Source organism: Citrobacter youngae (assembly GCF_003818115.1).
Lineage (GTDB): Bacteria > Pseudomonadota > Gammaproteobacteria > Enterobacterales > Enterobacteriaceae > Citrobacter > Citrobacter youngae.
In genome coordinates this window covers 111346-123503 of the sequence record NZ_RPOI01000006.1, presented here as the reverse complement: position 1 = coordinate 123503, position 12158 = coordinate 111346, and the positions used below count along the sequence as shown (strand labels likewise).

Sequence of the window (12158 nt, the reverse complement as noted above, 5' to 3'; positions counted from 1 at the left end):
CAGCGCTGGTTTCAACATGTTGCCGGCGTCCATCGCGCCATCGGCTTTACCTGCACCGACCATTGTATGCAACTCATCGATGAACAGAATGACGTTGCCTTCCTGTTTCGAGAGATCGTTGAGCACACCTTTTAAACGTTCTTCAAATTCACCGCGATACTTCGCCCCGGCCACCAGCGCGCCCATATCCAGTGCCAGCACGCGACGACCTTTTAACCCTTCAGGTACTTCACCGTTAATGATTCGCTGTGCCAGCCCTTCGACGATAGCGGTTTTACCAACACCTGGCTCACCGATCAAAACCGGGTTATTTTTAGTACGACGTTGCAGCACCTGAATAGTGCGGCGAATTTCTTCATCACGACCAATAACCGGATCGAGTTTGCCTTGTTCGGCGCGTTCGGTCAGGTCGACGGTATATTTTTTCAAGGCCTGACGTTGGTCTTCAGCCCCCTGGTCATTCACGCTTTCACCTCCACGCATTTGTTCAATTGCCTGAGTGATATTGGCGGTTGTCGCTCCAGCTGATTTTAATAAATCAGTCAGCGTACCGCGTGACTCAAGCGCCGCCAGAACGAACAGTTCTGACGAAATAAAGTTGTCCCCACGTTTTTGCGCCAGCTTGTCGCAAAGATTCAGTACACGCATCAGTTCCTGAGAAGGCTGCACATCACCGCCGGTACCTTCGACCTGCGGCAAACGGCTCAACGCCTGGTCAATCGCTGTACGTAACTGGCCAGCATTAATGCCAGCGGACGTTAATAAAGGACGTACCGATCCCCCTTCCTGATTCAGCAAGGCGCTCATTAGATGAAGTGGTTCGATGAATTGATTGTCGTGCCCCAATGCGAGTGACTGGGCATCGGCAAGAGCAAGCTGGAATTTATTAGTAAGACGATCCAGACGCATAACTCCTCCCATAACAGGCCAAAATTGCTACTGGAGATTAAATGAGGTCATCCCTCAATTATTCAAGGTGAATGACCTGAATTATGTGAAAAGAAAATTACACGTACCGGATCGTCTTGATTCTTTAGGTTATATCAGCCAAATAAAACTTGCCATACGACCCGTGGTATTGTCGCGACGATAAGAGAAGAACGTCTCACTTTCGCTGAAGGTGCAATGGTCACCACCGTAGACGTTCTCAACCCCCACATTTGCCAGACGTTGACGTGCAAGCTGATAGATATCCGCCAGATATTTTTCACCACGCGGTACAAATGCACTGTCAGCGTGCGGATCTTTTGCCATAAACGCTTCGCGGACTTCTGCTCCCACTTCAAACGCGTCCGGGCCAATCGCCGGGCCTAGCCAGGCAATAATGTTTTCCGGTTTATCGCCAAAGCACGCCACCGTTTCTTCCAGCACACCTTCACATAACCCGCGCCAGCCCGCATGGGCCGCCGCCACCTCTGTTCCAGCACGATTACAAAACAGCACCGGCAGACAGTCCGCCGTCATCACCGCACATACGGTACCCGGCGTATTACTGTAGGACGCATCTGCACGTTTAGATAAGTATGGCCCGCCGCTCAATTTCAGGACGTCTTTACCGTGTACCTGTTCAAGCCAGACGGGTTTCGAAGGCAGATTGCCCGCAGCAAACAGCCGCTTGCGGTTCTCTTCCACATGCTCCGGGTTATCACCACAATGGGCACCCAGGTTAAGCGAATCATAGGGCGACAGACTGACGCCGCCAATGCGGGTAGAACTACAGGCCGCGACACCCTGAGGTATCGGCCACTGCGGGACAATTAGCTTACTCATAGCCAGGCAACATCATCCTTATGCTCTTCGAAATCAGCGCGCATCACTTCGATAAGCTCCACCATATCTTGCGGAATCGGCGCATGCCATTCCATCTCAATACCGGAAATCGGGTGATACAAACGCAACATGGTCGCGTGCAGCGCCTGACGGTCAAACTTACGCAGCACGGAGATAAACTCGTCAGAAGCGCCTTTCGGTGGACGCGGACGACCACCGTAGACCTGGTCGCCCACCAGCGGATGGGTGATATGCGCCATGTGCACGCGGATCTGGTGCGTACGTCCGGTTTCCAGACGCAACCGCAGACGCGTGTGCACACGGAAATGCTCCATAATGCGATAGTGCGTTACCGCAGGTTTCCCCATTGGATGCACTGACATATGCGTACGTTTGGTTGGATGACGGCTGATCGGTTCTTCGACTGTACCGCCCGCTGTCATATGACCAATCGCCACGGCTTCATACTCACGAGTGATTTCGCGCAGCTGCAATGACTCGACCAGGCGCGTTTGCGCTGGGACAGTTTTTGCCACAACCATAAGTCCGGTTGTGTCTTTATCCAGACGGTGTACGATACCGGCACGAGGAACATCCGCGATTGGCGGGTAGTAATGCAGTAACGCATTCAATACCGTACCATCAGGATTACCTGCGCCCGGATGTACCACCAGGTCACGAGGTTTGTTGATGACAAGAATGTCGTCATCTTCATAAACGATATCCAGCGGGATATCCTGAGCTTCAAAACGAACCTCTTCATCAATTTCAGCATTGATGGAGACACGCTCTCCACCTAACACTTTTTCTTTCGGCTTATCGCAAAGATTGCCATTTACCAGTACGCGCTGGTCGAGGATCCATTCTTTTATGCGCGATCGCGAATAATCAGGGAACAATTCGGCCAAAGCCTGATCTAAGCGTTGACCAAGCTGATTTTCGGAGACTGTTGCGGTGAGTTCTACTCGTTGTGCCATAAACTGCTTCTTCGTTTAACGTTGGGTTTTACGGCTTTGCCGTTTAATATAGTGTGCTATTGTAGCTGGTCTTAACCGGGAGCAGGAACAGAGAATCTCCCGTATTACATTTTGAGGAAAGTCAAAACGTCATGACGCGCATGAAATATCTGGTGGCAGCAGCCACGTTGAGCCTGTTTTTGGCGGGTTGCTCTGGTTCAAAGGAAGAGGTGCCCGATAATCCGCCAAATGAAATCTACGCGACTGCTCAGCAAAAGCTGCAGGACGGTAACTGGAAACAGGCAATAACGCAATTGGAAGCGTTGGATAACCGCTATCCATTTGGACCGTATTCTCAGCAGGTGCAATTAGATCTCATCTACGCCTACTATAAAAACGCCGATCTGCCACTTGCTCAGGCTGCCATCGATCGTTTTATTCGTCTGAACCCGACTCACCCGAACATTGATTATGTCATGTACATGCGTGGCCTGACCAATATGGCGTTGGATGATAGCGCGCTGCAAGGATTCTTTGGCGTCGATCGTAGCGATCGCGATCCACAGCACGCCCGAGCTGCGTTTAATGACTTTTCCAAACTGGTACGTGGTTATCCGAACAGCCAGTACACAACCGATGCCACGAAGCGTCTGGTGTTCCTGAAAGATCGTCTGGCGAAGTATGAATACTCTGTTGCTGAGTACTATACCGCCCGTGGCGCATGGGTTGCAGTCGTGAACCGTGTGGAAGGTATGCTGCGTGACTATCCGGATACCCAGGCAACGCGTGATGCCCTGCCGTTGATGGAAAACGCTTATCGCCAAATGCAGATGAATGCCCAGGCAGAAAAAGTAGCGAAAATCATTGCCGCTAACAGCAGCAACACCTGATTGACCTCAGAATGCAAAACGGCAGCCCAAGGGCTGCCGTTTTTTTATCCGTTAACACCACAACTGAAGCGGTTTAGCTGCGACGCATCCTATCAAATATGGCCTGCTTTCAGGTATTCCTCAAGTAAAAAATCGCCTGTTCCTGCGGTGCCTCACAAAAAGGTTTTCTTGACAAAAAGCGACAAAAATATGTGATTTAGATCACATATTTTGACATTAGGAACGGTATGCTGGAATCACCAAGACGGGAAAGACAAGAGGTAAAATTTATGACAATGAACATTACCAGTAAACAAATGGAAATTACTCCGGCAATTCGCCAGCATGTCGCAGACCGTCTCGCCAAACTTGAAAAATGGCAAACTCATCTGATTAATCCACATATCATTCTGTCTAAGGAGCCACAGGGTTTCATTGCTGATGCCACCATCAATACACCGAACGGACATCTGGTCGCCAGCGCAAAACACGAGGATATGTACACCGCCATTAACGATTTGATCAACAAGCTGGAACGGCAGCTCAATAAAGTGCAGCACAAAGGCGAAGCCCGTCGTGCAACAACTTCAGTAAAAGACGCCAACTTCGTCGAAGCAGAAGAAGAGTAGTCCCTTACATTGAGTGTATCGCCAACGCGCCTTCGGGCGCGTTTTTTGTTGACATGGTGAAAACAGTACGGGTACTTTACTGATGCAGCCAAAGGAAAATTACATGAAACTTGTCCCGTTCTTCTTCGCATTCTTTTTTACCTTCCCCTGAATGGGAGGCGTTTCGTCGTGTGATAAAGAATGCGAAGACGAACAATAAGGCCTCCCACAACGGGAGGCCTTTTTTTTGATAACAAGAAAGGCAACACTATGACATCGGAAAACCCATTGCTGGCGCTGCGCGATAAGATCAGCACGCTGGATGAAAAATTACTGGCCCTGCTGGCTGAGCGACGTGGACTAGCCGTAGAAGTTGGCAAAGCTAAACTGCTTTCACATCGTCCGGTTCGTGATATCGACCGTGAGCGCGACCTGTTAGACCGCCTGATTCAGCTTGGCAAAGCACATCATCTTGATGCTCATTACATTACTCGCCTGTTCCAGCTGATTATCGAAGACTCCGTCCTGACCCAGCAGGCGCTCCTTCAGCAGCATCTGAATAAGAGCAACCCGCATTCCGCTCGTGTTGCCTTCCTGGGACCAAAAGGGTCTTACTCACACCTCGCCGCCCGTCAGTATGCCGCACGTCATTTTGAGCAGTTTATTGAAAGCGGCTGCGCGAAATTTGCCGATATCTTTAATCAGGTTGAGACCGGACAGGCAGACTACGCGGTAGTGCCTATTGAAAACACCAGTTCCGGTGCGATTAATGACGTTTACGATCTGCTGCAGCACACCAGCCTGTCTATCGTTGGCGAGATGACGATTACTATCGATCATTGCGTACTGGTGTCGGGAACAACCGATCTGGAGAGCATTGACACGGTATACAGCCACCCGCAACCGTTCCAGCAGTGTAGCAAGTTCCTGAACCGCTACCCGCACTGGAAGATTGAATACACTGAAAGCACTTCAGCTGCGATGGAAAAGGTCGCCCAGGCTAATTCGCCACGCGTGGCAGCCCTGGGAAGCGAAGCCGGTGGTGTACTGCATGGTCTGCAGGTACTTGAGCATATTGAAGCTAATCAGACACAAAACATTACCCGCTTCGTGGTACTGGCACGTAAAGCAATCAATGTTTCTGACCAGGTTCCAGCGAAAACAACGTTGCTGATGGCGACAGGGCAACAGGCCGGTGCTCTGGTAGAAGCATTGCTGGTGCTGCGTAACCATAATCTGATTATGACTAAACTGGAGTCACGCCCGATTCACGGCAATCCGTGGGAAGAGATGTTTTATCTTGATATCCAGGCCAATCTGGAATCGCCCCAAATGCAAAAAGCATTGAAAGAGCTGGGTGAGATTACGCGTTCGATGAAAGTATTGGGATGTTATCCGAGTGAAAACGTGGTGCCGGTCGATCCAAGCTAACGTTTGACAATGCCGGATGGCACTACGCTTATCCGGCATCTTAATTAAGGACGGCTGTCATTCGCCTGGCGTAACAAAGTACGGCTTTCACTCTGGAAGCGCTGCGCATAGTCGCCAAACCAGTGTTCCACCTTACGGAAACTGTCGATAAAAGCCTGCTTATCGCCCTGCTCCAGTAAACCGATCGCCTCACCAAAACGTTGGTAGTAGCGTTTGATCAGCGCAAGGTTGCTCTCCGACGACATAATAATATCGGCATAGAGCTGCGGATCCTGGGCAAACAGACGGCCAACCATTGCCAGTTCAAGACGGTAAATCGGCGAAGAAAGAGCCAGTAACTGCTCCAGTTGCACATTCTCCTCCGCTAAATGCAGCCCATACGCAAATGTCGCAAAGTGGCGTAACGCCTGAATAAACGCCATATTCTGGTCGTGCTCAACGGCGCTAATCCGATGCAATCTCGCGCCCCAAACCTGAATCTGCTCAAGGAACCACTGATAGGCTTCCGGCTGCCGCCCATCACACCAAACAACGACCTGTTTTGCCAGGCTGCCGCTGTCAGGACCAAACATCGGGTGTAAACCCACAACCGGACCGTCATGTGCCGCCAGCATCGCCTGCAGAGGACCATTTTTCACTGAGGCCAGATCAACCAGAATACAGTCAGGCGGCAGGCGCGGTAATTTGGCGATTACCAGTTCGGTGACGTGGATCGGCACACTGACGATCACCATGCCAGCATCAGAGACGATCTCCGGCGCGCGATCCCAGTCCTGCTGTTCCAGGATCCGCACCTGATAACCAGACAGCGTCAGCATCTTCTCGAACAGCCGCCCCATCTGTCCGCCACCACCGACGATCACCACCGGACGCAAAGAAGGACAAAGCGTCTTAAAGCCTTTGTCATTCTCACTGGAATAAGACTCGCGCATAACCCGACGCAATACATCTTCGATCAGATCTGGCGGCACCCCCAGCGCTTCAGCTTCTGCACGGCGGGAAGCCAACATCGAGGCTTCCCGCTCGGGTACGTAGATCGGCAGCCCAAAGCGGCTTTTGACTTCACCGACTTCGGCAACCAGCTCCAGACGCCGTGCCAGTAAATCCAGCAACGCCTTATCAACTTCATCAATTTGATCGCGTAGTGCGGTCAATTCAGCAACCATACCAACCTCTTATGCTACACGCGCCGTCAGTTGGCCGTTTAAATCCTGGCTAATTTCACGCAGTAGCGCATCCGTCATTTCCCAGCTAATGCAGGCATCAGTTACGGAGACGCCGTATTTCATTTCGCTACGCGGCTGTTCGGAGGACTGGTTGCCTTCGTGAATATTACTTTCAATCATCAAGCCGATGATTGAGCGATTGCCATCTTTGATTTGGGCGATCACAGATTCAGCCACGGCTGGCTGGCGACGGTAATCTTTATTGGAATTACCATGACTGCAATCTACCATCAGAGAAGGTCGTAGTCCTGCCTGCTCCATCTCTTTTTCACACTGGGCGACATCCGCTGGGCTGTAGTTCGGCGCTTTACCGCCACGCAGGATCACGTGACCATCTGGATTACCCTGAGTTTGCAGTAGTGCAACCTGCCCCGCCTGGTTAATACCAACAAAGCGGTGTGATTGTGCTGCGGCGCGCATGGCGTTAATTGCCGTCGCCAGGCTCCCATCTGTACCATTCTTAAAACCAACCGGCATGGAAAGACCAGAAGCCATTTCACGATGCGTCTGTGATTCAGTGGTACGCGCACCGATAGCAGACCAGCTAAACAGATCGCCCAGGTATTGCGGGCTGTTTGGATCTAACGCTTCTGTTGCCAGCGGTAGCCCCATATTCACCAGTTCAAGCAGCAGTTGACGCGCAATTTTCAAGCCTGCTTCAACATCAAAAGAGCCATCCATATGAGGATCATTAATTAACCCTTTCCAACCGACGGTGGTACGGGGCTTTTCAAAGTAGACGCGCATCACCAGGTAGAGGCTATCGCTGACCTCTGCGGCAAGGGCTTTAAATCGACGAGCGTACTCAATAGCCGCTTCAGGATCGTGAATCGAGCATGGACCACACACCACCAGCAGTCGCGGGTCGCGACCAGAGATAATGTCTGAAATGGTTTTACGCGACTGAGCGATTTGCGCCTCCTGTGCAAGGCTCAGCGGAAATTCCGCTTTAAGCTGCTCTGGGGTCATCAGAACCTGTTCGTCGGTAATGTGTACGTTGTTCAGCGCGTCTTTTTGCATGATGGTGATCCTGTTTAGCTCGTTTGCGATAGTTTTCCTCAGCGAGGAGATAATCACGATAACACAACAGGTAAAGATTTCAATCCACATTCCGTAAATTTTTATTTACGGAAGACCTTTTTACAGCAAAAACACTGCAAAAGTCCGTACAATTAAATTTACACCATTCTATATATGAATCCGCTATGCTTTAAAAAACGGGGAGAACAGGCAATGAAGCAACTCATCTGTACCTTATTTGTATTATTTCTCAGCGGATGTCAGATAGATCCCTATACTTTTTCCCCTACCTGGACAGGTACCGACTGGTTTGATGCCGGAATACAGGATGCCATTTCAGGCCATGTCGTTAAAGATAACGAGACACTTGCCGACAACTACAATGACCCGGAGGTCGATCGTGCCCAATATCTTAAGGGGTACGCCGAAGGACAAAGGAAAACCTGTCAGCAGGACTTTGTTTACGCGAGAGGATTGACCGGCAAAACCTTCCCCGCCAGTTGCGACACGGTAGACAATGTCAGCCGATTACATGAAGCATGGCAAAAAGGAGCAAACGAAGGAGCAGCCTCAACAAGGTTAAATTAAACAAGAGCTTAAATTTTATAAATTAATGAGATTTAGCTTAAATACTCAATGCACTCATTCCAGGAATAATGACGCCCTGGGAAAATAATGTTATTTTGTTGCAAACAATCTTGAATGTATATCGACGCAATACGGCAAACGCTGGTAGGTACCTATTCATGAGCTTTTCTTACCGACTCATACTTCTACTGGCACTGCTTCTGACCGGATTACCTCTGTACGCTCACAGCGTCACGGAAGAGGCAAAATCTGTGCGCTCTATGGTTTCCGGTATCGTCAGTTATACACGCTGGCCAGCACTTTCAGGGCCACCAAAACTGTGTATATTCTCTTCTTCGCGCTTTTCCAGCGTGCTGGAAGATACCCGAGCAGGAGCACTACCCTATCTTCCTGTCATCATTCATACGGAACAAGAAGTCTTAGTTGCGCAGTGTGATGGTTTTTATTTTGGAAAAGAAAGTCCTACATATCAGGCGGAACTAAAGAATAAATATCCTACTAAAGCATTGTTATTAATTGCCGAACAGAATCCCGAATGCGTTATTGGCAGCGCTTTTTGCCTCATAATTAAAGATGAAGACGTGAGATTTTCCGTAAATATGGATTCCCTGTCACGCAGCGGTGTAAGGGTAAGTCCAGACGTATTGATGCTTGCGCGGAATAAAAAGCATGAATAAGGGTCCTTCTCCCATAAAACGCCCAACGTTTAAGCGGACGCTGCGGCGTATCAGCATCGTCAGCGTACTGGTAACCATGACGCTGATTTGGCTGCTGCTTAGCATTTCGTCTGTGCTGGCTCTGAAGCAATACGCACAAAAGAATCTGGATCTCACGGCAGCAACCATGACCCGCACGCTCGAAGCAGCATTAGTCTTTTCGGATAGCGTCGCAGCGTCGGAAACGCTGGCGGCACTGGGACAGCAAGGGCAATTTTCAGTTGCAGAAGTCCGCAATCAAAAGCAGAAAGTGATCGCCACCTGGCGCTATGACGCGCAGGATACTACTGACAAAATCAGCAGTATCATCAGCCACTGGTTGTTCCCGCAACCAGTAACTCAACCCATTTTGCACAATGGCGACGTTATTGGTGAGGTGCGCCTGATTGCTCGCGACAGCGTTATTAGTCATTTCATTTATTTGTCGCTGGCGGTTCTTACCGGATGCATTTTACTGGCATCGGGTATTGCATTAATGCTTACTCGTTATTTACATAATGGTGTCGTGGACGCCCTGCAAAATATTACTGAGGTGGTACATGATGTTCGTACCAATCGTAATTTCTCACGGCGCGTATCTGAAGAACGGATTGAAGAATTTCATCTGTTTGCGCAGGACTTTAATAGCCTGCTGGATGAAATGGAAGAGTGGCAACTACGTCTCCAGGCAAAGAATGCCCAACTGTTGCGTACCGCGCTACATGACCCTTTGACTGGTCTTGCGAACCGTGCCGCATTTCGCAGCAGTATTAACGCACTGATGAACGACGACGCGGCCCACAGCAGCTCTGCGTTGTTATTCCTTGATGGCGATAATTTTAAATTTATTAATGATACCTGGGGACACGCTGCGGGCGATCGGGTCCTGATTGAAGTCGCAAAAAGGCTGGCCGAATTTGGTGGTAATCGGCATCACCCATACCGACTTGGCGGCGATGAATTTGCCATGGTGCTTTACAGCGTCCATTCTGAATACGAAGTTCAACGTATCTGCGCGGCGTTGTCGCAAGAGTTTAATCGACCTTTTGACCTGCATAACGGTCATCTGGCAAGCATGACACTCAGTATTGGTTTTGCGCTGACGTGGGAACATGCCTCTGCCGAGAAATTACAAGAACTTGCCGATCATAATATGTATCAGGCTAAAAATTTGCGCGCTGAGCGCATTATTAAAAAATAAGGAATTACACACATGCTAAGACGTTTATTATCCCCGTTTATTCTCATCATGCTGATTCTGGCAGGCTGTCAGGCACCTCAGGGGAAATTTACCCCAGAGCAAATTGCAGCTATGAAATCGTACGGATTTACTGAAGCTTCAGGAGACTGGTCTCTGGGTTTGTCTGACACCATCCTGTTTGACAAAAACGACTATAAACTCCGCCCTGAAAGTGAAAAACAAATCCAGGAAATGGCATCCAAACTGGCTGCTACCGGGTTAAACCATGCTCGTCTGGATGGTCACACCGATAACTATGGCGAGGACAGCTACAACGAAGCTCTGTCGCTCAAACGAGCCAATGTGGTTGCAGACGCCTGGGCTCGGGGTGCCAATATTCCACGAACTAACCTGACAACCCAAGGGCTCGGGAAGAAATACCCGCTTGCCAGCAACCAGACGTCAAAAGGCCGTGCCGAAAACCGCCGCGTTGCAGTCGTGATCTCGACACCGTAATCAATATCCAACTGGCTGCGCGTCGCGCAGTCATCTAACAAAAAATAAAGGTCGGAGTAAAAAAAGGGCCAGCCTTTCGGCCAGCCCTTTTCTAACAGGATGTCGCTTGCGCGAATCTTAGTTAAGACGCTCTTTGATACGAGCAGACTTACCAGTGCGCTCACGCAGGTAGTACAGTTTAGCTTTACGAACAGCACCACGACGTTTAACAGCAATGCTGTCAACTACCGGAGAGTGAGTCTGGAAGACACGCTCAACGCCTTCGCCGTTGGAAATTTTACGAACAGTGAATGCAGAGTGCAGACCGCGGTTACGAATAGCGATAACCACGCCCTCGAATGCCTGCAGACGTTTTTTGGAACCTTCAACAACCCATACTTTCACTTCCACGGTATCACCCGGACGGAAGGAAGGTACGTCCTGCTTCATCTGTTCTTGTTCAAGTTGCTTAATAATGTTGCTCATAATTTAATCTCTTATCCTGGGTAAACTGATATTGGGGGCTTACGCCTGCCCATCATGTTTATGTTGCTGTTGTGCGTGTTCCTTTTTGAACTCCGCCAGCAACCTTGCTTGCTCTTCAGTCAGAGCCAGGTTTTCCAGAAGTTCAGGTCTTCTAAGCCAGGTCCGGCCCAGCGACTGCTTCAAACGCCAGCGACGTATCTCAGCGTGGTTCCCCGACAGTAATACCGCCGGTACTTCCATCTGCTCTAACACTTCAGGTCGGGTATAGTGTGGACAGTCCAGCAACCCGTCAGCAAACGAATCTTCGATTGCCGAAGCCTCATGACCCAGAACCCCCGGAATAAACCGGGAAACGGAGTCGATCAGCGTCATTGCCGGTAACTCACCACCGCTGAGAACGTAATCGCCGATTGACCATTCTTCGTCAATTTCGGTTTGAATCACGCGCTCATCTATTCCTTCATAGCGACCGCACACCAGAATCAACTTTTGATTCGTTGCCAGTTCGCAAACGCCCGCTTGATCAAGCTTGCGTCCCTGAGGTGACAGATAAATCACCTTTGCGCCTTCACCAGCCGCAGCTTTTGCTGCATGAATGGCGTCCCGTAAAGGTTGCACCATCATTAACATCCCCGGTCCGCCGCCGTAAGGACGATCGTCCACGGTACGGTGCCGGTCATGAGTAAAGTCACGAGGACTCCAACTCTGGATGTTCAGCAGGCCATTTTTTACTGCCCGGCCAGTTACCCCGTAATCGGTAATTGCGCGGAACATTTCTGGAAACAGGCTAACGATACCTATAAACACAAGCCAATCCCCATAACGCCGACTTTT

Annotated in this window: 15 protein-coding genes and 1 other annotated feature; of the genes, 8 read left to right on the top strand and 7 right to left on the bottom strand. The window is 50.0% G+C overall.

Annotated elements, in window-relative coordinates; genetic code table 11:
- The 3 genes from EHN13_RS06070 to rluD all read right to left on the bottom strand — a co-directional run.
- A partial coding sequence (locus EHN13_RS06070) for a Clp protease N-terminal domain-containing protein (RefSeq protein ID WP_124021041.1) occupies positions 1–909 on the bottom strand: 909 nt, incomplete at its 3' end.
- A gap of 129 nt (positions 910–1038) precedes the next feature.
- Entirely contained in the window at positions 1039–1770 is a 732-nt protein-coding gene (gene yfiH / locus EHN13_RS06065; protein ID WP_048212932.1) for a purine nucleoside phosphorylase YfiH, read from the bottom strand.
- The gene (gene rluD / locus EHN13_RS06060) at positions 1767–2747 is read right to left on the bottom strand and encodes a 23S rRNA pseudouridine(1911/1915/1917) synthase RluD (RefSeq protein ID WP_005130415.1); all 981 of its coding nucleotides are present in this window, start codon (positions 2745–2747) and stop codon (positions 1767–1769) included. Before rluD ends, yfiH begins: the two co-directional genes overlap by 4 nt.
- Positions 2748–2878: 131 nt before the next feature.
- On the opposite strand from rluD, the gene bamD reads away from it, so the two are divergent.
- The 4 genes from bamD to pheA all read left to right on the top strand — a co-directional run bounded on the left by bamD (position 2879) and on the right by pheA (position 5634).
- The gene (gene bamD / locus EHN13_RS06055; RefSeq protein ID WP_005130417.1) at positions 2879–3616 is read left to right on the top strand and encodes an outer membrane protein assembly factor BamD; all 738 of its coding nucleotides are present in this window, start codon (positions 2879–2881) and stop codon (positions 3614–3616) included.
- A gap of 269 nt (positions 3617–3885) precedes the next feature.
- A complete protein-coding gene (gene raiA / locus EHN13_RS06050; protein WP_003031244.1) occupies positions 3886–4224 on the top strand; it encodes a ribosome-associated translation inhibitor RaiA in 339 nt (112 codons plus the stop codon).
- 102 nt (positions 4225–4326) lie between these two features.
- Positions 4327–4452 (top strand) — a sequence feature (Phe leader region).
- Positions 4328–4375 (top strand): pheA operon leader peptide PheL, encoded by a 48-nt coding sequence (pheL, locus tag EHN13_RS06045; RefSeq protein ID WP_100250063.1) that lies wholly within the window; start codon positions 4328–4330, stop codon positions 4373–4375. It overlaps the preceding feature by 48 nt.
- 21 nt (positions 4453–4473) lie before the next feature.
- On the top strand, positions 4474–5634 hold the full coding sequence (pheA, locus tag EHN13_RS06040; RefSeq protein ID WP_061068376.1) for a bifunctional chorismate mutase/prephenate dehydratase: 1161 nt from the start codon (positions 4474–4476) through the stop codon (positions 5632–5634).
- A gap of 44 nt (positions 5635–5678) precedes the next feature.
- Here the strand turns inward: pheA and tyrA are convergent, their stop codons facing one another.
- Positions 5679–6800 (bottom strand): bifunctional chorismate mutase/prephenate dehydrogenase, encoded by a 1122-nt coding sequence (gene tyrA, locus EHN13_RS06035; RefSeq protein ID WP_101742786.1) that lies wholly within the window; start codon positions 6798–6800, stop codon positions 5679–5681.
- Positions 6801–6809: 9 nt separating this feature from the next.
- Positions 6810–7880: a 3-deoxy-7-phosphoheptulonate synthase AroF gene (gene aroF, locus EHN13_RS06030; RefSeq protein WP_005130422.1), complete on the bottom strand. Its 1071-nt coding sequence runs from the start codon at positions 7878–7880 to the stop codon at positions 6810–6812.
- A gap of 213 nt (positions 7881–8093) precedes the next feature.
- Between aroF and EHN13_RS06025 the strand changes: the two genes are divergently transcribed.
- The 4 genes from EHN13_RS06025 (at position 8094) to EHN13_RS06010 (ending at position 10859) form a co-directional block, all read left to right on the top strand.
- Complete coding sequence (locus tag EHN13_RS06025) at positions 8094–8468, top strand: DUF2799 domain-containing protein (RefSeq protein ID WP_048212935.1); 375 nt, start codon at positions 8094–8096, stop codon at positions 8466–8468.
- A gap of 158 nt (positions 8469–8626) precedes the next feature.
- Entirely contained in the window at positions 8627–9145 is a 519-nt protein-coding gene (gene yfiR / locus EHN13_RS06020) for a regulatory sequestration protein YfiR (protein ID WP_040234078.1), read from the top strand.
- On the top strand, positions 9138–10364 hold the full coding sequence (gene dgcN / locus EHN13_RS06015) for a diguanylate cyclase DgcN/YfiN (protein ID WP_048212936.1): 1227 nt from the start codon (positions 9138–9140) through the stop codon (positions 10362–10364). Before yfiR ends, dgcN begins: the two co-directional genes overlap by 8 nt.
- 12 nt (positions 10365–10376) lie before the next feature.
- Positions 10377–10859 carry an OmpA family protein gene (locus EHN13_RS06010; protein WP_048212937.1) on the top strand — a complete coding sequence of 161 codons (483 nt, stop codon included), beginning with the start codon at positions 10377–10379 and terminating at the stop codon, positions 10857–10859.
- Between the two features lie 117 nt (positions 10860–10976).
- On the opposite strand, the gene rplS is transcribed toward EHN13_RS06010, so the two are convergent.
- Both rplS and trmD read right to left on the bottom strand, forming a co-directional pair.
- Entirely contained in the window at positions 10977–11324 is a 348-nt protein-coding gene (rplS, locus tag EHN13_RS06005) for a 50S ribosomal protein L19 (protein ID WP_002914145.1), read from the bottom strand.
- A gap of 39 nt (positions 11325–11363) precedes the next feature.
- Positions 11364–12131, bottom strand: a complete 768-nt coding sequence (trmD, locus tag EHN13_RS06000; RefSeq protein ID WP_061068379.1) for a tRNA (guanosine(37)-N1)-methyltransferase TrmD — start codon at positions 12129–12131, stop codon at positions 11364–11366.
- Positions 12132–12158: the final 27 nt, after the last annotated feature.